General features: G+C 71.0%; 22 protein-coding genes. 12 read left to right on the top strand and 10 right to left on the bottom strand.

What is annotated here, in order from left to right; all coding sequences use genetic code 11:
- The first annotated feature begins 8 nt into the window (after window positions 1–8).
- The gene (locus PSESU_RS08855) at window positions 9–956 is read left to right on the top strand and encodes a 2,3-bisphosphoglycerate-independent phosphoglycerate mutase (RefSeq protein ID WP_013535433.1); all 948 of its coding nucleotides are present in this window, start codon (window positions 9–11) and stop codon (window positions 954–956) included.
- Between the two features lie 19 nt (window positions 957–975).
- On the top strand, window positions 976–2,703 hold the full coding sequence (gene recJ, locus PSESU_RS08850) for a single-stranded-DNA-specific exonuclease RecJ (protein ID WP_013535432.1): 1,728 nt from the start codon (window positions 976–978) through the stop codon (window positions 2,701–2,703).
- On the opposite strand, the gene PSESU_RS08845 is transcribed toward recJ, so the two are convergent.
- Window positions 2,649–3,920, bottom strand: a complete 1,272-nt coding sequence (locus tag PSESU_RS08845) for an acyltransferase family protein (RefSeq protein ID WP_013535431.1) — start codon at window positions 3,918–3,920, stop codon at window positions 2,649–2,651. The genes recJ and PSESU_RS08845 overlap by 55 nt on opposite strands.
- 151 nt (window positions 3,921–4,071) lie before the next feature.
- Here PSESU_RS08845 and PSESU_RS08840 point away from each other — a divergent pair, with 151 nt between their 5' ends.
- A complete protein-coding gene (locus PSESU_RS08840) occupies window positions 4,072–4,956 on the top strand; it encodes a LytTR family DNA-binding domain-containing protein (protein WP_013535430.1) in 885 nt (294 codons plus the stop codon).
- A gap of 10 nt (window positions 4,957–4,966) precedes the next feature.
- Here PSESU_RS08840 and PSESU_RS08835 read toward each other — a convergent pair whose 3' ends face one another.
- Window positions 4,967–5,407, bottom strand: a complete 441-nt coding sequence (locus PSESU_RS08835; RefSeq protein ID WP_041764740.1) for a carboxymuconolactone decarboxylase family protein — start codon at window positions 5,405–5,407, stop codon at window positions 4,967–4,969.
- Between the two features lie 35 nt (window positions 5,408–5,442).
- A complete protein-coding gene (locus PSESU_RS08830; protein ID WP_013535428.1) occupies window positions 5,443–6,360 on the bottom strand; it encodes an RNA polymerase sigma-70 factor in 918 nt (305 codons plus the stop codon).
- Between the two features lie 142 nt (window positions 6,361–6,502).
- On the opposite strand from PSESU_RS08830, the gene PSESU_RS08825 reads away from it, so the two are divergent.
- The gene (locus PSESU_RS08825; protein ID WP_041764040.1) at window positions 6,503–8,017 is read left to right on the top strand and encodes a fumarate hydratase; all 1,515 of its coding nucleotides are present in this window, start codon (window positions 6,503–6,505) and stop codon (window positions 8,015–8,017) included.
- Window positions 8,018–8,124: 107 nt separating this feature from the next.
- A complete protein-coding gene (locus PSESU_RS08820) occupies window positions 8,125–8,760 on the top strand; it encodes a glutathione S-transferase family protein (protein WP_013535426.1) in 636 nt (211 codons plus the stop codon).
- Between the two features lie 48 nt (window positions 8,761–8,808).
- Here the strand turns inward: PSESU_RS08820 and arsC are convergent, their stop codons facing one another.
- The 3 genes from arsC to PSESU_RS08805 are packed head-to-tail and all read right to left on the bottom strand — an operon-like array spanning window position 8,809 to window position 10,812.
- The gene (arsC, locus tag PSESU_RS08815; protein WP_013535425.1) at window positions 8,809–9,150 is read right to left on the bottom strand and encodes an arsenate reductase (glutaredoxin); all 342 of its coding nucleotides are present in this window, start codon (window positions 9,148–9,150) and stop codon (window positions 8,809–8,811) included.
- Window positions 9,150–10,298, bottom strand: coding sequence for a phospholipase A (locus PSESU_RS08810; protein ID WP_013535424.1), 1,149 nt, complete (start codon window positions 10,296–10,298; stop codon window positions 9,150–9,152). The genes arsC and PSESU_RS08810 overlap by 1 nt, the downstream gene beginning before the upstream one ends.
- A gap of 28 nt (window positions 10,299–10,326) precedes the next feature.
- Window positions 10,327–10,812 (bottom strand): DUF456 domain-containing protein, encoded by a 486-nt coding sequence (locus PSESU_RS08805; protein WP_013535423.1) that lies wholly within the window; start codon window positions 10,810–10,812, stop codon window positions 10,327–10,329.
- A gap of 214 nt (window positions 10,813–11,026) precedes the next feature.
- On the opposite strand from PSESU_RS08805, the gene PSESU_RS08800 reads away from it, so the two are divergent.
- On the top strand, window positions 11,027–11,236 hold the full coding sequence (locus PSESU_RS08800; RefSeq protein WP_013535422.1) for a cold-shock protein: 210 nt from the start codon (window positions 11,027–11,029) through the stop codon (window positions 11,234–11,236).
- A 76-nt stretch (window positions 11,237–11,312) separates the two neighbouring features.
- Here PSESU_RS08800 and PSESU_RS08795 read toward each other — a convergent pair whose 3' ends face one another.
- Window positions 11,313–11,789 (bottom strand): glycine zipper 2TM domain-containing protein, encoded by a 477-nt coding sequence (locus PSESU_RS08795; protein WP_013535421.1) that lies wholly within the window; start codon window positions 11,787–11,789, stop codon window positions 11,313–11,315.
- Window positions 11,790–11,926: 137 nt separating this feature from the next.
- Entirely contained in the window at window positions 11,927–12,361 is a 435-nt protein-coding gene (locus PSESU_RS08790; protein WP_013535420.1) for a cytochrome c, read from the bottom strand.
- Window positions 12,362–12,453: 92 nt separating this feature from the next.
- Between PSESU_RS08790 and PSESU_RS08785 the strand changes: the two genes are divergently transcribed.
- On the top strand, window positions 12,454–13,290 hold the full coding sequence (locus tag PSESU_RS08785) for a tRNA threonylcarbamoyladenosine dehydratase (protein WP_013535419.1): 837 nt from the start codon (window positions 12,454–12,456) through the stop codon (window positions 13,288–13,290).
- Between the two features lie 4 nt (window positions 13,291–13,294).
- On the opposite strand, the gene PSESU_RS08780 is transcribed toward PSESU_RS08785, so the two are convergent.
- Complete coding sequence (locus tag PSESU_RS08780; RefSeq protein WP_013535418.1) at window positions 13,295–14,089, bottom strand: TatD family hydrolase; 795 nt, start codon at window positions 14,087–14,089, stop codon at window positions 13,295–13,297.
- Window positions 14,090–14,099: 10 nt separating this feature from the next.
- Window positions 14,100–14,327: a DUF6116 family protein gene (locus tag PSESU_RS08775; protein WP_013535417.1), complete on the bottom strand. Its 228-nt coding sequence runs from the start codon at window positions 14,325–14,327 to the stop codon at window positions 14,100–14,102.
- A gap of 152 nt (window positions 14,328–14,479) precedes the next feature.
- Between PSESU_RS08775 and PSESU_RS08770 the strand changes: the two genes are divergently transcribed.
- The 5 genes from PSESU_RS08770 (at window position 14,480) to PSESU_RS08750 (ending at window position 20,135) form a co-directional block, all read left to right on the top strand.
- On the top strand, window positions 14,480–15,292 hold the full coding sequence (locus PSESU_RS08770) for a glycine zipper 2TM domain-containing protein (protein ID WP_013535416.1): 813 nt from the start codon (window positions 14,480–14,482) through the stop codon (window positions 15,290–15,292).
- Between the two features lie 124 nt (window positions 15,293–15,416).
- Window positions 15,417–16,580, top strand: a complete 1,164-nt coding sequence (locus PSESU_RS08765) for an acyl-CoA dehydrogenase family protein (protein ID WP_013535415.1) — start codon at window positions 15,417–15,419, stop codon at window positions 16,578–16,580.
- A gap of 5 nt (window positions 16,581–16,585) precedes the next feature.
- Window positions 16,586–17,131: a GNAT family N-acetyltransferase gene (locus PSESU_RS08760; RefSeq protein WP_013535414.1), complete on the top strand. Its 546-nt coding sequence runs from the start codon at window positions 16,586–16,588 to the stop codon at window positions 17,129–17,131.
- Between the two features lie 51 nt (window positions 17,132–17,182).
- Window positions 17,183–17,731, top strand: coding sequence for a GNAT family N-acetyltransferase (locus PSESU_RS08755; protein ID WP_013535413.1), 549 nt, complete (start codon window positions 17,183–17,185; stop codon window positions 17,729–17,731).
- Between the two features lie 139 nt (window positions 17,732–17,870).
- Window positions 17,871–20,135: a thiamine pyrophosphate-dependent enzyme gene (locus PSESU_RS08750; protein WP_013535412.1), complete on the top strand. Its 2,265-nt coding sequence runs from the start codon at window positions 17,871–17,873 to the stop codon at window positions 20,133–20,135.
- Window position 20,136 lies beyond the last annotated feature (1 nt).

Below are 20,136 nucleotides of genomic sequence, written 5' to 3'. Positions count from 1 at the left end.
CACCGGCGATGACCGCCATCGCGCTGCTGCTGCCGGCCCGGGCGAGGTTGCCCGGCGAGCTGCCCCCGGTCGCCGCGCGCGCCTGCGGGCGGGCCGACCGCGAGCAGCTCGAGGGCGGCAGCCGCGCCCAGCTGCGCCGCCATTTCCGCCTCACCCCCGACCACTGGCCGGTCGCCGCGTTGACCCGCCGCGCCGATGCCGGCAGCGATGCCGGCGATTCGCTGTGGCTGCGCGCCGATCCGGCGCACGTGGCGCCCGACCTCAACGGCGTCCGCCTGCTGGGCTGGGGCGAGGGCCTGGGCATGGACGTGCTGGACGCGCAGGCGCTGCTGCCGATCCTGCGTCCGCTGTTCGGCGATGCTGGCTTCGAGCTGGATGCCCCGCATCCGGCGCGCTGGTACCTGCGCATGCCGCCCGGCACCCCGCTGCCGGAGTTCACCGCGCCGGAGGATGCGGTCGGCGACGACCTGTTCGCCGCGCTGCCGCAGGGCGAGGATGCGGTCGCGCGCCGCTGGCGTGCACTGATCACCGAGGTCCAGATCGCCCTGCACCAGCATCCCTGGAACCGTGCCCGGGTCGACCATGGCCGGGTCGCGGTCAATTCGCTGTGGTTCTGGGGCGCCGGCGTCGCGCCGGACAGCGTGCAGTCCGGCTACATGAACGTGCGTAGTCCCGATCCGCTGCTGCAGGCCCTGGCCGGCGAGTCCGGTGCCGCGATCGCCGCGCCTGCGGCCGATGCGCCGCGCGGTGCGATCGGCGACAGCCTGGTCGACCTGCGCCACCTGCGTTCGCTCGAGGTGCTGGGCAGCCAGGTGCTGCCGCCGCTGCTGGCGTCGATGGAGCGCGACGAGTTCGACACCCTGCTGCTGGATTTCGAGGACGGCACCCGGCTGCACCTGCGCCGCGGCCAGCGCTGGCGGTTCTGGCGCGGCCCGCTGCGCACGCTGGAAGCATGACCGCTGCATCCCGGCCCGCATGACCCCGGCCGCACCCCGCATCCGCCGCCGCGATCCGGTCACCCCGGGCGAGTCCTGGCCCGGAAACGTGCCGCCGCTGCTGCGCCGTATCTATGCCGCGCGCGGCGCCGACCGCTTCGAGCTGGCGCGCCCGCGCCTGTCCGACCTGCTGCCGCCGGATGCGCTGGGTGGCCTGGCGGCGGCGCTGGAGCTGCTCGCCGCGGCCATCCGCGACGGCCGCCATATCGTGGTGGTCGGCGACTTCGACTGCGACGGCGCCACCGCCTGCGCCGTGGGCGTGCGCGGCCTGCGGATGCTCGGCGCCAAGCGGGTCTCGCACGCGGTGCCCAACCGCATGGTCCACGGCTATGGCCTCTCGCCGGCGCTGGTGGACGAACTGGCCGCGCTGCAGCCGGAACTGCTGGTCACCGTGGACCACGGCATCGCCTGCCATGCCGGCGTCGCCGCGGCGCGCGCGCGCGGCTGGCAGGTGCTGGTCACCGACCACCACCTGCCGGGCCAGCAGTTGCCGCCGGCCGATGCCATCGTCAATCCGAACTGCGCCGGCGACGCCTTCCCGAGCAAGTGCCTGGCCGGCGTGGGCGTGATCTTCTACGTGCTGGTGGCGCTGCGCCGGCACCTGCGCCAGGCCGGTGCGTTCCCGCAGGGCGAGCCCGACCTGTCGACCCTGCTGGACCTGGTCGCGGTCGGCACCATCGCCGACCTGGTGCCGCTGGATGCGAACAACCGCGCCCTGGCCGCCGCCGGGCTGCGCCGCCTGCGCGCGGGCCAGGGCTGTGCAGGGCTGCGTGCGCTGGTCGAAGTCTGCGGCCGCGACATGGCCTGCCTGACCGCCGCGGACATCGGCTTCGCGGTCGGCCCGCGGCTCAATGCTGCGGGCCGGCTCGAGGACATGGCCCTGGGCATCGAGTGCCTGCTCACCGACGACCCGGCACGGGCGCGCGAGCTGGCCGGCATCCTCAACGACATCAACGCCGAACGCCGCGCCGTGCAGCAGGCGATGACCGACGATGCCGAGGCCGCGCTGTCCCGCGCACGGATCGGCGAGGGCGCGCCGCCGCTGGCGCCGTGCCTGTTCGACCCGGAATGGCATCCCGGCGTGGTCGGGCTGGTGGCCTCGAAGATGAAGGAGCGCCTGCACCGCCCGGTGCTGGCCTTCGCCCCGGCCGAGCCTGGCGCGCAGGTGCTGCGCGGTTCGGCCCGATCGATCCCGGGCTTCCATATCCGCGACGCGCTGGCGGCGGTGGATGCGCGCCACCCCGGCCTGGTCCAGCGCTTCGGCGGCCACGCCATGGCCGCCGGCCTGACCCTGGACCTGGCCAACCTGCCGGCGTTCGAACAGGCCTGGCTGGCGCATGCGCAGGCGGCGCTGGACGACGGCCTGCTGCAGGCGGAGCTGCTGAGCGACGGGGAGCTGCTGCCGCAGGAGTTCGACCGTTTCCACGCCGAGGCGCTGCGCGATGGCGGGCCGTGGGGACAGGGCTTCCCCGAGCCGCTGTTCGATGGCCATTTCGAGGTGCTGGAGTGGCGCCCGATCGGCGAACGCCACCTGCGCCTGCGGCTGCGCCATCCCGAACGGCGCGAGCCGCTGGCGGCGATCCACTTCGGCGGCTGGCAGGGCGGTGCGCCGGCGCCGCACTTGCACCTGGCCTACCGCCTGCAGCCGGACGACTACCGCGGCGGCGCCGCGGTGCAGCTGGTGGTCGAGCACGCCGCGCCGGCCTGAGCCGCGACCGGTGCCGCACGCTCGCGGTACCGCAACCCGAACAGCGGCCGCAGCGGCGGCACCCGGCGGATGACCTCGTAGGCGGCGAAGCAGGCGCCGAACGCCAGCACCACCAGCAGCGGGCCTTCCAGCAGCGGGTGCAGCGCCAGCGGCTTGAGGTTGTGCGCGGCGACCACGATCAGCGTCTGGTGGAGGATGTAGACCGGGAATACCGCCGGCACCAGGTAGCGCAGCAGCGGGCCGTCGCCCGGCGCCAGCCGCCGCGCGAAGCCCAGCACCGCCACGATCGCGCACCACTGGTCCACGCCCCAGGCCACGCGCATCGCCATGCGCAGCGCCTCGGGCGGATCGCTGTCCGCATAGGCGTGCATGTAGCCGGCCAGCGCGGCCCAGGTGGCGAGCCACGCCAGCAGCGCCGGCCAGCGCAGGCGTTCGGCTGCACCCCAGAAGCCGGCGCTGCGCGCCACCAGGAATCCGAGCAGGAACACGCCGAAGTACTGCACGTGGTTGTACCAGTCGTCCACCAGTGCATGGGTCGAGCCGAAACGGCCGACCAGCAGCAGCCGCGCCAGGGCCAGCGCCAGCGCCGGCCACAACAGCAGGCCCCAGCCCGACAGCGCCCGCCCAAGGACAGGAGCGGTGCGCTCCAGCAGGGGCCGGGCGAGGCGCCAGAGCAGCCACAGCGCCACGGTGTAGACCCACAGGTAGGCCACGAACCACAGGTGGTTCCAGGTCGGCAGGACCAGGCAGCCTTCAGGCCCGCAGAAGCCCTGGTCGCCATGCAGGTAGCGACCCCAGAACGCGAGGAAACCGTCGTGGTAGCCGCCGGGCAGCTTCTCCACGACTTCGTAGTAGGACTGCGGGACCACGACCACGGCCATTCCGAACAGCAGCGGCACCAGCAGCCGCCAGGAGCGTGCGCCTAGGAACCTGGCCCGGCCGCCGCCGGTCTCGGCCTGGCGCCGGGCCCGGGCCAGCAGGAAGGCGGTGGCCACGCCGGAGACCAGGAACAGCAGAGACAGCCGCCAGGGTGCGGTGAGCATCATCGCCGGCTCCAGCGCGTGGCTGGCGAAGGGGCTGTTCACGTGCCAGTCCCAGGTCACGTAATACATGCCCACGTGGTACAGGACGAGCAGGCCGAAGGCGCAGACCCGCACCCAGTCCAGGTCGTGGCGACGGGTGGCGGGAAGGGTGGTGCTGGAGGTCGGCGTATCCATGGCGGCTCCGGGGTCGAGGCCGGCAAGGCTCGCACCGGCGCGGCCGTGGCCGGCACGCAGGGTGACGAGTCGACCGCCCGCCGGGACGGATCGCGGGCTGGCAGGGACGAACCGGGGCCGGCCGGCGGGACACGGTGGCTAGAATGCGCCGATGCCGAACCAGCCCCTGTCCTACCAGCGCTACCTCCCCTGGAAACCCTGGGTTGAGGCGGGGCTGTGGACCGCGCTGATCCTGGCCAACTTCCTCGGCAACAGCCTGACCACCCTGATCGACCTGCGCCGCCTGGGCGCCGGTTCGGCGTCCTGGGAGCCGGTGGTGTGGGAGGGCTCCAGCGCGCTGGTGTGGCTGCTGGTGCTGGTCCCCGGCGTGGCCTGGTTCACCGGCCGCTTCCCCTTCTACTGGCACCGGCTGTGGCGGCGGCTGGCGCTGTATGCCGTCGCCAGCGTGGTGCTGTGCCTGGTCCACGTGCTGGCCATGGTCGGCCTGCGCGAGCTGGCCTACGCCGCGATGGGCGCTGACTACGACTTCGGCCCCTGGCCGCGCGGCCTGGCCTACGAGTACCTCAAGGACGCACGCGACTTCGCCGCCATGGTGGTGCTGATGGAGGGCTACCGGTTCCTGATGCGGCGCTGGCAGGGCGAGGCCAGCCTGCCGGGTAGCGGCGTGGAGGACGACGGCCCGGCGGCCGGGCCCGCGCCGCGGCCGGAGCGGTTCCTGGTGCGCAAGCTGGGCCGCGAGTTCCTGGTGGCGATCGACGAGATCGAGTGGCTGCAGGCCTCGGGCAACTACGTGAACCTGCGCGTGCGTGGCCGCGATTACCCGCTGCGCAGCACCCTGGCCCGGGTCGAGGAGCAGCTGGACCCGGGCCGCTTCGCCCGGATCCACCGCAGCCACGTGGTCGCCCTGTCCCAGGTCGCCTCGATCGAGCCGCTGGACAGTGGCGACGCGCGCGTCCACCTGAAGGACGGCAGCGTACTGCCGTGCAGCCGCCGCTACCGCCAGGCCCTGCGCGAGCGCTTCGACGCGCAGGGCTGAGCGGTCGCGGTCAGGGCAGCTCGGGTTGCAGGCCCACGCCGAGCCGGTTCCAGGCCTGGATCAGGGCCGCGGCCATCGTCAGGGTGGCGATGCCGGCATCGTCGAAGTGCGCCTTCAGCGCCTCGTAGGTGGCATCGGCCGGCGCGCCGGAGGGCAGGGTGGTCAGCGCCTCGGCCCAGGCCAGTGCGGCGCGCTCGCGCGCATCGAAGAACCGACTGTCGCGCCAGCCAGCCAGGGTATCGAGCTTGCGCGGTTCGATGCCGGCCTTGCGCAGCGCGGTCCCGTGCATGTCCATGCAGTAGGCGCAGCCGTTGAGCTGCGATACGCGCAGGAACACCAGTTCGACCAGGGCGGGTTCCAGGACGCCCTCGTGGACGGCGGTGCTGGCCGTGTACAGCGCCTTGAATGCGGCGGGGACAAGCTTCGGGTATTCGACGCGGTGGAAGTCCATGTGGCTCTCTGCTGCGGCGGCCACCATGGCCGCCTTCACCACGAGGACGCACCGGGCGATGCGTTCGTGACAGCCAGCTTGTCCGGATTGGCGACGGTGTAGAGCGCAGTGATGCGTCCGTCCTCGCTGGTGGCCACCGTGATGCCCACCAGTTCGCCGCCGCGATAGCGCAGGATCGCCGGTTCGCCGTTGGCCAGGCCGAGCTGCCAGCGCACCGCCGGGTCGCGCCGGCGTGCCACGGCCCAGAACAGCCGGGCGATGCGCTCAGCCCCATGCAGCGGACGGATCGCGGCCAGTGCCTTGCCGCCGCCATCGGAGACCAGCTGCGCGTCGGCGTGGAGCAGGTCCTGCAGCGCTTCGCGGTCGCCGTCGCGCGCGGCGTGCATGAACTTGTCCAGCAGCCGGCGGTGGTGGCGCGGATCGACCCCGAAGCGCGGCCGCGCCTCGGCGACGCGGCCGCGCGCCCGATGCACCATCTGCCGGCATGCCGCCTCGTTGCGTCCCAGCAGTTCCGCGATGGCGGCGTAGTCGTAGTCGAAGACTTCCCGCAGCAGGAAGGCGGCGCGCTCCTCCGGACCCAGCCGCTCCAGCACGGCCAGGAAGGCCAGCGACACCTCCTCGGCCCGCTCCAGCGCCCGCGCCGGGCCAGGTGCCTCGTCGGCGGGCTCGTTCGCGGCCGGGGCGTCGGCGGCGACGGAGGCCGGCTCCGGCAGCCACGGGCCCGGATAGACCTCGCGCCGGCGCCGGGCTGCGCGCAGGCGGTCGATCCCCAGCCGGGTGGCGGCGGTCACCAGCCAGGCTTCCGGATCGGCGATTGCGGCCTGGTCGGCCCGGTGCCAGCGCAGCCAGGTGTCCTGGACCACGTCCTCGGCGTCCGCGCGCGTGCCCAGCAGCCGGTAGGCCAGGGCCAGCAGGCGGTGCTGATGTCGATGGAAATGATCAACAGGTTGCATTGGTCCCAGGACGGAACAGCGTGTGCCGGTGTGACAGGGGGCCCGGTCGCAGGCCCACTTTGGCCTAAAATGGGCGGGTTTTCCGCCTGCCAATGAGCCAGCCGTGACCGCTTCCGCCTCGTCCAGCCCGTCCAGCACCCCGGTGTCCATCCGCCAGGAGGACCTGATCCAGTCGGTCGCCGACGCGCTGCAGTACATCAGCTACTACCACCCGGTCGACTACATCCGGAACCTCGCCGCCGCGTACGAGCGCGAGGAATCGCCCGCGGCCAAGGACGCGATGGCGCAGATCCTGATCAACTCGCGCATGTGCGCCGAGGGCCACCGTCCGATCTGCCAGGACACCGGCATCGTCACCGTGTTCCTCGAGATCGGCATGCACGTGCGCTGGGACGACGCGACCATGGGCGTGGAGGACATGGTCAACGAGGGCGTGCGCCGCGCCTACAACCACCCGGACAACAAGCTGCGCGCCTCGGTGCTGGCCGATCCGGCCGGCAAGCGCCTCAACACCCGCGACAACACCCCGGCCGTGGTCAACGTCAAGGTCGTGCCGGGCAACAAGGTGGACGTGATCGTCGCGGCCAAGGGCGGCGGTTCGGAGGCCAAGAGCAAGTTCGCCATGCTCAACCCGTCCGACTCGATCATCGACTGGGTGATGAAGACCGTGCCGACCATGGGCGCCGGCTGGTGCCCGCCGGGCATGCTCGGCATCGGCATCGGCGGCACCGCCGAGAAGGCGATGCTGCTGGCCAAGGAAGCGCTGATGGAGCCGATCGACATCCAGGAACTGGTCGCCCGCGGCCCGTCCAACCGGGTCGAGGAGCTGCGCCTTGAGCTGTACGAGAAGGTCAACGCGCTGGGCATCGGCGCCCAGGGCCTGGGCGGCCTGACCACGGTGCTGGACATCAAGATCAAGGATTACCCGACCCACGCGGCCAACCTGCCGGTGGCGATGATCCCCAACTGCGCGGCCACCCGCCACGCCCACTTCACCCTGGACGGCAGCGGCCCGGTCGCCCTCGACCCGCCGTCGCTGGAGGACTGGCCGAAGCTGACCTACAACCCGACCAACGCCCGCCGCGTGGACCTGGACAGCATCACCCGCGAGGAAGTGGCCAGCTTCAAGCCGGGCGAGGTCCTGCTGCTCAACGGCAAGCTGCTGACCGGCCGCGACGCCGCGCACAAGCGCATGGTCGACATGCTCAACCGCGGCGAGAAGCTGCCGGTGGACTTCACCAACCGCTTCATCTACTACGTCGGCCCGGTCGATCCGGTGCGCGACGAGGTCGTCGGCCCGGCCGGCCCGACCACCGCCACCCGCATGGACAAGTTCACCCGGCAGATGCTGGAGCAGACCGGCCTGCTGGGCATGGTCGGCAAGGCCGAGCGTGGCGAGGCGGCGATCGATGCCATCCGCGACAACAAGGCCGTGTACCTGATGGCGGTCGGCGGTTCGGCCTACCTGGTGTCCAAGGCGATCAAGGCCAGCCGCGTGGTCGCGTTCGAGGACCTGGGCATGGAGGCGATCTACGAGTTCGAGGTCAAGGACATGCCGGTGACCGTCGCCGTGGATTCGACCGGCGAATCGGTGCACAGGACCGGCCCGAAGCAGTGGCAGGCCCGGATCGGCAAGATCCCGGTGGTCGTGGCCTGAGCCAGGCTCCATCGCTTCGCACCGACGGGCCGGCAGCAATGCCGGCCCGTGCTTTTTGCGGCCGGGGCGGGGCGATAATCGCCGCTTCCATCCCAAGGAGCCGCGCGATGCCTGTCGTCCTCTATGGTTCCCCAAGCACCGCCTCGCTGGTGGTGCACTGGCTGCTGGTCGAACTGGGCATTGAACACGAGCTGCACCAGCTGGACTTCGACAGGCGCGAGCAGAAGTCACCGGAGTACCTGGCCCTCAATCCCGCCGGTCGCGTGCCCACCCTGGTGATCGACGGCCAGGTGCTGACCGAGTCGGCGGCCATCGCCATGCACCTTGCCGACCTGTATCCGCAGGCCGGGCTCGCACCGGCGCCGGGCACCCCGGCGCGCGGCGACTACTACCGCTGGATGTGCTTCTGCGTATACACGCTGATGCCGCACTACCGCGCCTGGTTCTATCCGGCCGAGCCGGCGGGCCCGGGCAACGGGGAGGCGGCCAAGGCCCAGGCACGCATCGCGCTTGAAGCGGCCTGGCAGCAGGTGGCCCACCACCTGGAGGGCAATGGCCCGTACATGCTTGGCAGGCAGCGCACGGCGGTGGATTTCGTGCTGACCATGCTGATGCGCTGGTCGCGCAACATGCCCAGGCCGACCGACAGCTGGCCGGTGCTGCAGGATTACGCGAGGCGGATGAAAGCGCTGCCCAGTTTTGCCGAGGTCTACCGCCGCGAAGGCATCAGCGACTGGACCTGAGCCTGCCCCCGGCCACCACGGGCAGCGGTGGCCGTGCAGCGGCGTGGCTCATTCGAGCAGTTCCATCACCGTCTCGGGCGGCCGGCACAGGCGCGCGCCGCGGCGGGTGATCACCACCGGACGGTTGATCAGTTGCGGATGCGCGTGCATCGCTTCCAGCAGCGCTTCGTCGTCCGCCTCGTCCAGGCCCAGCTCGCCGTAGATCGCCTCGCCATCGCGGACCAGGGCGCGGGCGCCGCCGCATTCGGACGCCACCCGGCGCAGGGTCTGCGGATCCGGCGCATGCGCCAGGTAGTTGAACATCACCGGCTCGATGCCCTGCGCGCGCAGCAGCTCGAGCACGGCGCGGGACTTGGAGCAGCGGGGGTTGTGCCAGATCGTCGCACGCATCAGAACCATTCCAGCAGGGCGAAGCCGATGCCGATGTAGGTGGCCTTGTGGTTGTAGTCGATCATGCTTTCGCCATAGCCATCGAAGACCTGCACGTGGCCGCGCAGGAGGTTGTTGATCGGGAATCCCCAGTCGAACTGCAGCGAGCCGTGGGCACGGTCGCCGCCACGCAGCGAGTGGCGCGCGGTCAGGCTCAGCTCGTGGCCGTTGCGGTTGTACACCAGCAGCGCGTCGCCGCGGCCGATGTAGTCCTCGATGTCCGGGTTGTTGTCGTCGCCGCGGCTCTCCTCGATCCGGTGCCAGGGGCGCAGCATCAGCGCCCAGTTGTCGCGGTCCAGGCCGACGTTGAGGATCACCCGGTTCCAGCTGCGCGAGAACGGATCGCTGCGGCCGTTGGACTGGTGGTTGAGGCTGATCCCGGCCATCCGCCCCTTCCAGCCGAACAGGCTGTAGTTGTTGCGGAACACCAGCATCACTTCTGGTTCGTAGTTGGTCTCGCGGAACGGGCGCGAGGTCTCGGAGCTGTAGGCCTGCCAGCGCGAGCTCTGGGTGTAGCCGACCCAGACGTCGCCGTTGTCGCCGAACAGGTCCTCGGCAACCTTGGTCTTGAAGCTCAGCTGGAACTTGGCCTCGATGCTGTCCAGCTGCTCCGGCGTGGTCACCGTGTTGGACGGGTTGGGCGAGGACGGCGTGGCGTTGACCTTGCTGGTCCAGAAGCCCGGCAGCACGTACACCGGCTTGTAGGCGCGCAGCTGGAAGATGCCCAGCTTGGAGTCCTTGGCCAGCTCCCAGCGGCTGTCCAGCAGCGAGCCGCGGCCGGCATTGGCGATGGTGGCGCGGGCCTGCGGATCGAGGTCGCGCTTGAACAGCTCGGCCTGGCGGGCGTCGGCCTCGCCGGCATCGACGGCCTCCTCGACCACGGCGACCGCGCGCTCGGCGGCGTCGGCGGCCAAGTCGGCCTCCTGGGGCGAGGGGGTGGCGTAGCCCAGCGCGGCGTCATAGCAGGCCAGGCGCTGGGCGTTGGACGAGATCGCCAGGCAGGCGTCGGCGGTGGCCGGTCGCGCGGTGATTTCCTGCGCCGCCAGCACGGGCGGGGCGCAGGCAAGCACGGCGCCAAGGGCCGCGGCGAGGGGGGACTTCCGGTTCAAGGAATGCTCCTGCAGTGCTGTTACGTATTCAGAAAAGCCAGGCCAGCACGAACAGGCCGAGCATGGCGAAGGCGAGTGCGACCTTCAAGGCCGCGCCCAGCAGCAGCCCGATCCAGGTCGCAACACCCACGCGGGCGGCCTGGGGCAGGTCCCGGGTATGCCAGAGCTCACCCAGTACCGCGCCCACGAACGGCCCGAGCAGCAGCCCCGGCAGTCCGAAGAAGATCCCCACGATGGTGCCAAGCGCCGCCCCGGCCACCGCCATCCGGCCTGCACCATGGCGGCGTGCGCCGACCGCGCCGGCAAGGATGTCAGCCGCGACCGAAAGCAGCGTGAGGAACCCCAGCACGGCGATGGTCCAGCCGCCGACCCGGTCGAACCCATCCACCCAGGCCGCAAGCACCATTCCGGTGAACACCAGCGGCAGGCCGGGCAGGGCGGGGAGCACCACGCCGGCCAGTCCGGCCAGCACCAGCAGCCCGGCCAGCAGGTACCACAAGACCGTTATATCCATATGGTTTTCCTTGGGAATCGGGGTGGCCCGGGGATGATTGCATTCGCCGTGGGCCGGCGGTAAGTTTGGGGCCGCTGCGCTTGGCAAGGTCACCGTGATGCGGTAGGTCCTCCGGTGATGGTCTGCTTCATCGTTCCACCTCGCGTACTCCTTGCAACCAGCCGCCGTGGCAACGGCGTAACCACCACCCAGCAAAGTTCCAGGAGTAGCAGTAATGGCAGAGCGCGAGACCGGGACCGTCAAATGGTTCAACGACGCCAAGGGCTTTGGCTTCATCAGCCGTGAGAACGGCGAGGACGTGTTCGTCCACTTCCGTGCCATCCAGATGCAGGGCTTCAAGAGCCTCAAGGAAGGCCAGAAGGTGACCTTCACCGTGGTCCAGGGCCAGAAGGGCCTGCAGGCCGACGCGGTGCAGGCCGCCTGAGCGGGGCGACATCCTGCAGTACCGAAACGGCCCGCATTGCGGGCCGTTTCTTTTTGCGGGGTTGGGGCAGGTCCGCTCAGCGGATCACGACCTTGCCATTGACCACGCGGACGTAGGTGTTCTCGCGGATGCCGCCGAGGTCGCGCTGGTTCACGACCACGGTGCGGCCATCGTCCATGCGCACGTGGATGTTGTAGGTGTCGCCGGTGACGCGGTTCTGGATCGAGTTGCCGGCGACCGCGCCGGCAGCGGCGCCGGCGGCCGCGGAGATGTTCTGGTTGCCCTTGCTGCCGCCGGTCTTGTCGGAGATCTCATGGCCGGCGACCGCGCCGACGATGCCGCCGAGGATCGCACCGGTGGCCGAGGGCGCGCTGCGGCCGGAAGCGATCGCGTCGATGCGGGTGACGATGCCGCAGTCCATGCACGACTGCTGCACCGGATAGGAGGGGCCGGACGGATAGGACGAGCCGTAGCCGTAGTTGGGCGAGGTGCTGGCGCAGCCGGCGAGGGCGAGGGTGCCGAGCGCGGCGACGCAGAGGATGCGGGACTTCATGATGGATCTCCTTGGCGGTGGTCCGGAGGAGGCGGTCTGGCCGCGTCCGTGGCTGCATCCTTGCCGCGACCCCGTGAATGGAGTGCCAACCACGGGCGATGTGGAGGGCGCCGGGGGCGCCCACCATCAGCGATGGTTCAGCGGAAATCCTGGTGGCAGGCGCGGCAGTCGTTGCCGATCTTCTCCAGGGTCGCGGTGACCTCGGCGCAGTTGGCCGGCGGCGCGGCCAGGGCCTGGTCGAGGTTGGCGCGCAGGCTGCTGGCGGCGCCGGCGAAGCGGGAGTCGTCGCCCAGGCCCGGGAAGGCCGCCTCCAGGTCGTTGGCCACGGCACGCAGCGACTGCAGGCGCGGCACCGAGTCGTGCGCGGAGCAGCGGTTGGCCGCGGCGGTGGCCTTCAGGGCCTGGGTCTGGTGCGCCATCACCTGCATCACCGCGCCCGGGAACGGATCCTGGCGCGCCTGCAGCGCCCGCAGCAGCATCACCGCCGCGACCACGCCGACCATCAGGCCGATGATGAAGACGACGAGGTAGCGCTTGGCGGTGGAAGGACTACGGGTGGGCTGGCTGGCCATCAGGCGGGCTCCGGTGGAAGGCGCGTAATGATAAGGGGCCGCCGCCGCTGCTTGCAGCCGTCCGGGCATGGCGCGCCGGTAGAATGTGCGCCATGGAAGCGACTTTGCAGGAACGGTTTGCCGGCATCGACCGGCTCTACGGCGTTGGCGCCGCGCAATGGCTGTCCGGGCGCCGCGTGGCGGTGGTCGGCCTCGGCGGCGTGGGATCGTGGCTGGTCGAGGCGCTGGCGCGCTCGGCGGTCGGCACCCTGGTGCTGATCGATGCCGACGACCTGTGCGTGTCCAACACCAACCGCCAACTGCCGGCGCTGGCCGGCCAGTACGGCCGCGGCAAGGCCGAGGCCATGGCCGAACGCTGCCGCCTGATCAACCCGCAGGTGGACGCGCGCCCGGTGGTGCAGTTCCTGACCCCGGGCAACCTGCAGGAGCTGCTGGGCGGGGGCTATGACCTGGTGGTCGATGCCTGCGACAGCTTCCGCACCAAGCTCGAGGCCATCGCCTGGTGCAGGCGCCGGCGGCAGCCAGTGCTGACCGTGGGCTCGGCGGGCGGCCGCACCGACCCGACCCTGGTGCGGGTGCGCGACCTCTCGCGCACCGAGCACGACGCCATGCTGGCGCTGGTGCGCAAGAAGCTGCGCGCGGATTTCGGCTTCCCGCGCAATCCCGACCGTTTCTTCGGCGTGCCGGCGGTGTACTCGCTGGAGAACGTGAAGTACCCGCAGATCGACGGCAGCGTCAGCGGCATCCGCCCGAAACTGGATGCGCAGGCGGCGCTGAAGCTCGACTGCGGCGGCGGGCTCGGCGCGGCGACCCACGTCACCGGCGCGTTCGCCTTCGCCGCCGCCGGCAAGGCGCTGGAACTGCTGCTCAAGGGGCGGCCGGCGGTCAGCACCGGGGCAGGCGGCTTCGCCTGCGCCGTAGCCAGCTGAGCGGTCAGGCCGGCGGCAGGCCGAACAGGCGCTCGGCGTTGGCCGTGGTGGCCGCGGCGATCACCGCCGGATCCTCGTCGCGCAGGCGGGCGATCGTCTCCAGCACCTCGACCAGATGTGCCGGCTCGTTGCGCTGGCCGCGATGGCAGGCGCCCGGCTGGTCCGGGGCGTCGGTTTCCAAAAGCAGGAACTCCAGCGGCATGTCGGCTACCAGCCGGCGCAGGCGCTGGGCACGCTCGTAGGTGACCGGGCCGCCGAGGCCGACGAGGAAGCCAAGGTCCCACAGCTGGCGTGCCTGTTCCGGGCTGCCGGAGAAGCTGTGGACCACGCCGCGCAGGCGCGAGGGCTGGCCCGAGGCGGCACCACCGATGCGGCGGATCGCGGCGATCACCGCGTCCACCGCGCGGCGCGCGTGCACGATCACCGGCAGGCCGGTATCCCGCGCCAGCCGCAGCTGGGCATCGAAATAGCCGGACTGCGCGCTGCGGTCCAGGTCCTGGATGAAGAAATCCAGGCCACATTCGCCGATCGCCACCGGGCGCTCGCGCTCGACCCATTCGCGCAGCTGGTCCAGGTGCGCGGGCTCGTGCCCGGCCAGGAACACCGGATGCAGGCCATAGGCCGGGTACAGGCCCGGCGCCGCGCGGCAGGCATCGCGCAGTCCGGGCCAGCCCGCCGCATTGATCGCCGGCACCACCTGGCGGCGCACGCCGGCTTCGCGCGCACGGGCGATCACCGCGTCGCGATCGGCATCGAACTCGGCCACGTCCAGGTGGCAATGGCTGTCGACCAGCTCCATCCGTGGGGCCTCAGCGGCGACGCGGCAATACCTGCGTGCGGGGCGGCAGCGGATCCTTGCGGCGCTTCCAGTTGGCCAGCACCAGGGTGCCAAGGCCCAGCGCGATCTCGTCGATGAAAGGGATCGGATCGGGCAGCAGCACGCTGATCGCGAACACCGCGGCGGTGAGCTTGAACAGGGTGGGGAAGCGCAGCCGGCGCGCCCATTCCAGGAATGGCAGCAGCATAGGGTTGGCCATGACGTGGGCTCCGGTGGATGGGACTGGGTACCAGAATGCCGCGGAGCAGCGGGCGCGTGCGGATGTTGGAAATTTGTTCCTGCTCCTGTTCAGGTTCGCCGTGATGGAATGCGGCCGTCAAACAGCGGGACAGTCCCGCAGGAGCCAGGGCCATGAAGCAAGCCACTACCGTTCTTATCGCAGCAGGTGCCCTGCTGGTCGGCGGCATCGCCACCGCCGCATACATGAACAACCGTGATTCCAGCCCGGACGTGGCTGCGGTCACCGCGCCGGCGCTCGAGGGTGATACCCCGGCCAGCGAGGTGCTGCTGCCGCAGGAGCCGGCGCTGGAATACGCCGACATCGTCGCGGTCGCCCCGGTGACCGAGAAGGAAAAGCGCTACGGCACCGTGATCGCCACCGATCCGGTGCGCGAAGCCACCAGCCAGAGCGTGCCGCACGAAGTGTGCGAGGACGTGGTCGTGCAGGAGCGCCTGCCGGAGCGTGACGGCAACGTCGGCGGCACCGTGGCCGGCGCCGTCATCGGCGGCCTGATCGGCAACCAGGTCGGCGGCGGCAAGGGCAAGAAGGCCGCCACCGCGGCCGGCGCGGTCGCCGGTGGCGTGATCGGCAACCAGGTCGACAAGCGCCATGTGGGCGGCAAGGTCGTCACCCGCACTGAACGCCAGTGCCGCACCGAGTACGCCACCACCGAGTCGAGCAAGGTCGTCGGCTACAACGTGACCTACCGCAACCCGGACGGCACCACCGGCACCATGCGCCTGGGCAGCAAGCCGGGCGAGCGCGTCGCGCTGGGCACCGAGGACAAGGTGGTCGGCTACGACGTGACCTACCGCTACCAGGGCCAGGAAGCCACCGTGCGCCTGGACGAGGAGCCGCAGGCCGACCGCCTGCCGGTGGTCGACGGCAAGATCGTCACCGCCGGGGTGGACGCCGGCGCCGGCAGCGCCACCGCCCGCCAGTAATCGAGCAGGCCACGGCGCCTGACGAGGGCCGCCCCCAGGGGCGGCCTTTTTTTTGCGGCGCGCATTGCCGCGGGGTAGGGCGCGGTGGATACAATCGCAACCATTTCCCGCAACGGTATCCGACATGGCCCTTCCCGCTTACGACCTGTACGACGTGCGTTCCATGCTCTCCGACGAGGAGCGCGCCGTGCAGGAGGCGGTGGCCCGGTTCACCGACGAGCGGGTGCTGCCGATCATCGGCGACTGCTTCGACCAGGGCCGCTTCCCGAAGGAGCTGGTGCCGGAGATCGCCTCGCTGGGCCTGCTCGGTTCCTCGCTGCCGGAGGAGTACGGCTGCGCCGGCCTCAACGCGGTCAGCTACGGCCTGATCTGCCAGGAACTGGAACGCGGCGACAGCGGCCTGCGCAGCTTCGTCAGCGTGCAGTCCTCGCTGTGCATGTACCCGATCTACGCCTACGGCTCGGAGGAGCAGCGCCGGCAGTGGTTGCCGCGCATGGCCGCCGGCGAGGTGATCGGCTGCTTCGGCCTGACCGAGCCGCACGGCGGCTCGGACCCGGCCAACATGAAGACCCACGCCAAGAAGGACGGCGGCGACTGGGTGATCAACGGTTCCAAGATGTGGATCACCAACGGCAACCTGGCCGATATCGCCATCGTCTGGGCGCAGACCGACGAGGGCATCCAGGGCTTCATCGTGGAGAAGGGCACGCCCGGCTTCACCGCCCAGGAGATCAAGCACAAGATGTCGCTGCGCGCTTCGGTGACCTCGTCGCTGTTCTTCGACAACGTGCGCGTGCCCGACTCGGCCCGCCTGCCCAACGTCAAGGGCCTCAAGGGCCCGCTGGGCTGCCTGACCCAGGCCCGCTACGGCATCACCTGGGGTCCGGTCGGCGCCGCCATCGCCTGCCTGGACGAGGCGCTGAACTACTCCAAGGAGCGCATCCTGTTCGGCCGCCCGGTCGCGGCGACCCAGAGCGCGCAGATCAAGCTGGCCGACATGGCCCGCCGCATCACCCTGGCGCAGCTGCTGGTGCTGCAGCTGGGGCGCCTGAAGGACGCCGGCACCATGCAGCCGCAGCAGGTCTCGCTGGCCAAGTGGAACAACTGCCGCATGGCCATCGACATCGCCCGCGAGTGCCGCGACCTGCTCGGTGGCGCCGGCATCACCACCGAGCACGCGGCCATCCGCCATGCCCTGAACCTGGAATCGGTGATCACCTACGAGGGCACCGAAACCGTGCACCAGCTGGTGATCGGACGCGAGCTGACCGGCATCAACGCGTTCTGACGGCCATGGTCGGCGGCCCCGTCATCGAGACCGGACGCCTGCTGCTGCGCCTGCCGCAGGTCGTGGATTTCGAGCGCTACGCCGAGCTCATGGCCGACCCGGAGGCCTGCCGCCACATCGGCGGCCACCAGCCGCGCGCGGCGGCCTGGCGCAGGTTCCTGCAGATGCCCGGCGCCTGGGCCCTGCAGGGCTTCGCCATGTTCTCGGTGATCGGGAAGTCCTCCGGCCTGTGGCTGGGCCAGGCCGGCCCCTGGCGGCCCGATGGCTGGCCGGGCAACGAGATCGGATGGGCCTTCCACCCCCAGGCCTGGGGCCACGGCTATGCGACCGAGGCGGCGCAGGCGGCCATGGACTGGGCTTTCACCGTGCTGGACTGGGACGAGGTGATCCACTGCATCGCCCCGGACAACCACGCCTCGCAGCGGGTCGCGCAGCGCCTGGGCTCGCGCAACCGCGGTCCTGTCCGCATGCCGGAGCCTTATGCGGACGTGCCTTGCGAGCTCTGGGGCCAGACCCGCGCGCAGTGGCAGGTACGTTCCCGTGCGAGCTGAGACCCTGGCCGCGGCCGATCGCCATTCCCCCGATCACACTGGAGCCGGCTGATGGACCTCACCCGACTGCAACTGGAAACCCCCCGCCTGCTGCTGCGCGTGCCGCGCCGGGAGGACTTCGACGCCTGGGCCAGGTTCATGGCCGATGAGGAGGCCACCCGCCATATCGGCGGGCTGCAGCCGCGGCCGGTGGCCTGGCGCGGGCTGGCGGCGATGGTCGGGAGCTGGCACCTGCAGGGTTACGCGATGTTCTCGGTGATCGAGCAGGCCAGCGGCGAGTGGATCGGCCGGGTCGGGCCGTGGCAGCCGGAAGGCTGGCCGGGTCCGGAGATAGGCTGGAGCATCGTGCGCAGCCGCTGGGGCAGGGGCTATGCCACCGAGGCGGCTGCGGCCTGCATCGACTGGGCCTTCGACCAGCTCGGCTGGGACGAGGTGATCCATACCATCGCGCCGGCGAACGACCTTTCCAAGGCCGTCGCCACCCGGCTTGGCTCGCGCTACCTGCGCATGGACCAGCTGCCGCCGCCGAGCGGTGCCATCGCGGAGGTCTGGGGCCAGACCCGTGCCGAGTGGCACGCGGGCCGTGCGACGCGGCCATGAATCCCGCAAACCTGACGGCCTTCGCGGCCCCGATGCCACGGCCAGCGCACGCATGCATGCGCCGCGGCGTGGCACCGACACCCTCCACGATCCCGGGGCGGCCATCCGCCCCGCACAGGAACACCGAGCCATCCCACGCATGAACGCTGCCGCCATCCCCGCCTGGAAGAAGGGCATCAACCGCGCCGAGATCTGCGACCGCAACTTCACCGAGGCGGTGCGCGCCTGGGACGGCACGCCGGGGTCGCGTCCGCGCGACGACGAACCGGTGCTGCCGGGCAGCGTGCTGGACGCGCGCGGCTTCCGCGAGCTGTTCGAGTCGCAGCTCGTCAGCCGCCACCTGGACCTGATGGCGCGCGTGCTGCGCGTGCAGAACAAGGTCTTCTACACCATCGGCAGCAGCGGCCACGAGGGCAACGCCATGGTCGCGCGCGCGACCCGGCACACGGATCCGGCGTTCCTGCACTACCGCAGCGGCGGCTTCATGGCCGAGCGCTTCCGCAAGCTGCCGGGCATGGACCCGGTGATGGATTCGGCGCTGAGTTTCGCCGCCAGCGCCGAGGACCCGGCCTCCGGCGGTCGCCACAAGGTATGGGGCAGCAAGCCGCTGTGGGTGCTGCCGCAGACCTCGACGATCGCTTCGCACCTGCCCAAGGCGCTGGGCACCGCCGTGGCCATCGAACAGGCGCGGCGCATCGGCCACGCCTTGCCGGTGCCGGACGACAGCATCGCCATCTGCTCCTTCGGCGACGCTTCGGCCAACCACGCTACCGCGCAGACCGCGTTCAACGCCGCGGCTTGGACCGCCTACCAGAAGCTGCCGGCGCCGGTGCTGTTCGTGTGCGAGGACAACGGCATCGGCATCTCGGTGAAGACTCCGGATGGCTGGATCGGCAACCGCTTCCGCAACATGCCGGGGCTGGACTACTTCCATGCCGACGGCCTGGACCTGGCCAACGGCTACGGCCAGGTCGAGGCGGCGGTGGAGCATTGCCGCCGCACCCGCCGGCCGACCTTCCTGCACCTGCGCACCACCCGGATCATGGGCCACGCCGGCACCGACTTCGAGATCGAGTGGCGCAGCATCGAGGAGCTGTGCGCGGTCGAGGCCACCGATCCGCTGCTGCGCAGCGCGGCGATCGCGCTGGAGTCGGGCCTGTACTCGAAGGACGAACTGCTGGAGCTGTACGAGTCCACCCGTCGCCGCTGCTTCGCCGCGGCCGATGAGGCCGACCGCCGGCCCAAGCTGGCCAGCCTGGCCGAGGTGGTCGCGCCGCTGGCGCCGTACACGCCCGACGCCGTCGCCGCCGAGGCCGCGCGCCCGGCACCCGAGGCAGCGCGCATCGCCGCCTACGGTGGCGAGGAGAAGCTGCCGGAGAAACTGGCACCGCGCCACCTGGCGATCCAGATCAACCAGGGCCTGCACGAGCTGATGGCCAAGTATCCGGAGACCCTGCTGTTCGGCGAGGACGTGGCGCAGAAGGGCGGCGTGTACACCGTGACCAAGGGCCTGCAGAAGGCCTTCAGGGGCTCGCGCGTGTTCAACACCCTGCTGGACGAGACCATGATCCTCGGCCTGGCCCAGGGCTACGCCAACATGGGCATGCTGCCGCTGCCCGAGATCCAGTACCTGGCGTACTTCCACAACGCCTGCGACCAGATCCGCGGCGAAGCCTGCTCGCTGCAGTTCTTCAGCAACGACCAGTACCGCAACCCGATGCTGGTGCGCATCGCCGGCCTCGGCTACCAGCGCGGCTTCGGTGGCCACTTCCACAACGACAACTCGATCACCGCCCTGCGCGACATCCCCGGCCTGGTGGTCGGCTGTCCCAGCCGCGGCGACGATGCGGTGGAGATGCTGCGCACCCTGGCGGCGCTGGCGAAGGTCGATGGCCGGGTGGCGGTGTTCCTGGAACCGATCGCGCTGTACATGACCAAGGACCTGCACGAGGCCGGCGACGGCCAGTGGCTATTCCCGTACCCGGGACAGGGCAGGGCCATGCCGCTGGGCGAGGGCCGGGTGTATGGCGAGGGCAACGACGACCTGGTGGTCTTCACCTATGGCAACGGCGTGCCGATGAGCCTGCGCGCCGCGCGCCGGATCGAAGCTGAGCATGGCTGGAATGTGCGGGTGGTCGACCTGCGCTGGCTGGTGCCGCTCAACGAGGACTTCATCCGCCGCGAAGTGGCCTCGGCCCGGCGCGTGCTGGTGGTGGACGAGGGCCGGCGCAGCGCCGGCGTGGGCGAGGGCGTGCTCAGCGCGATCGTCGAGGCCGGCCACGGCGCGCTGCCGATGCGCCGCGTGGTCGGTGCGGACACGTACACTCCACTGGCCGGTGCCGCCTTCCTCGTCATCCCGGGCGAGGACGACATCGTCGCCGCAGCCGGGGAACTGGACCGCTGAG

Origin of the sequence: Pseudoxanthomonas suwonensis 11-1, from assembly GCF_000185965.1 — a bacterium.
GTDB lineage: Bacteria > Pseudomonadota > Gammaproteobacteria > Xanthomonadales > Xanthomonadaceae > Pseudoxanthomonas > Pseudoxanthomonas suwonensis_A.
This window is presented reverse-complemented; position numbering and strand designations above follow the sequence as displayed.

What these genes read in the sequence shown, in the direction of transcription:
- PSESU_RS08855 (WP_013535433.1), top strand. Translation starts at nt 9, where the DNA reads ATGACCGCCATCGCGCTGCTGCTGCCGGCCCGGGCGAGGTTGCCCGGC.
- PSESU_RS08760 (WP_013535414.1), top strand. Translation starts at nt 16,586, where the DNA reads ATGGTCGGCGGCCCCGTCATCGAGACCGGACGCCTGCTGCTGCGCCTG.
- PSESU_RS08795 (WP_013535421.1), bottom strand. Translation starts at nt 11,789, where the DNA reads ATGAAGTCCCGCATCCTCTGCGTCGCCGCGCTCGGCACCCTCGCCCTC.
- arsC (WP_013535425.1), bottom strand. Translation starts at nt 9,150, where the DNA reads ATGCGTGCGACGATCTGGCACAACCCCCGCTGCTCCAAGTCCCGCGCC.
- recJ (WP_013535432.1), top strand. Translation starts at nt 976, where the DNA reads ATGACCCCGGCCGCACCCCGCATCCGCCGCCGCGATCCGGTCACCCCG.
- PSESU_RS08750 (WP_013535412.1), top strand. Translation starts at nt 17,871, where the DNA reads ATGAACGCTGCCGCCATCCCCGCCTGGAAGAAGGGCATCAACCGCGCC.
- PSESU_RS08800 (WP_013535422.1), top strand. Translation starts at nt 11,027, where the DNA reads ATGGCAGAGCGCGAGACCGGGACCGTCAAATGGTTCAACGACGCCAAG.
- PSESU_RS08780 (WP_013535418.1), bottom strand. Translation starts at nt 14,089, where the DNA reads ATGGAGCTGGTCGACAGCCATTGCCACCTGGACGTGGCCGAGTTCGAT.
- PSESU_RS08790 (WP_013535420.1), bottom strand. Translation starts at nt 12,361, where the DNA reads ATGGCCAGCCAGCCCACCCGTAGTCCTTCCACCGCCAAGCGCTACCTC.
- PSESU_RS08770 (WP_013535416.1), top strand. Translation starts at nt 14,480, where the DNA reads ATGAAGCAAGCCACTACCGTTCTTATCGCAGCAGGTGCCCTGCTGGTC.
- PSESU_RS08785 (WP_013535419.1), top strand. Translation starts at nt 12,454, where the DNA reads ATGGAAGCGACTTTGCAGGAACGGTTTGCCGGCATCGACCGGCTCTAC.
- PSESU_RS08755 (WP_013535413.1), top strand. Translation starts at nt 17,183, where the DNA reads ATGGACCTCACCCGACTGCAACTGGAAACCCCCCGCCTGCTGCTGCGC.
- PSESU_RS08835 (WP_041764740.1), bottom strand. Translation starts at nt 5,407, where the DNA reads ATGGACTTCCACCGCGTCGAATACCCGAAGCTTGTCCCCGCCGCATTC.
- PSESU_RS08830 (WP_013535428.1), bottom strand. Translation starts at nt 6,360, where the DNA reads ATGCAACCTGTTGATCATTTCCATCGACATCAGCACCGCCTGCTGGCC.
- PSESU_RS08805 (WP_013535423.1), bottom strand. Translation starts at nt 10,812, where the DNA reads ATGGATATAACGGTCTTGTGGTACCTGCTGGCCGGGCTGCTGGTGCTG.
- PSESU_RS08845 (WP_013535431.1), bottom strand. Translation starts at nt 3,920, where the DNA reads ATGGATACGCCGACCTCCAGCACCACCCTTCCCGCCACCCGTCGCCAC.
- PSESU_RS08765 (WP_013535415.1), top strand. Translation starts at nt 15,417, where the DNA reads ATGGCCCTTCCCGCTTACGACCTGTACGACGTGCGTTCCATGCTCTCC.
- PSESU_RS08840 (WP_013535430.1), top strand. Translation starts at nt 4,072, where the DNA reads ATGCCGAACCAGCCCCTGTCCTACCAGCGCTACCTCCCCTGGAAACCC.
- PSESU_RS08775 (WP_013535417.1), bottom strand. Translation starts at nt 14,327, where the DNA reads ATGGCCAACCCTATGCTGCTGCCATTCCTGGAATGGGCGCGCCGGCTG.
- PSESU_RS08820 (WP_013535426.1), top strand. Translation starts at nt 8,125, where the DNA reads ATGCCTGTCGTCCTCTATGGTTCCCCAAGCACCGCCTCGCTGGTGGTG.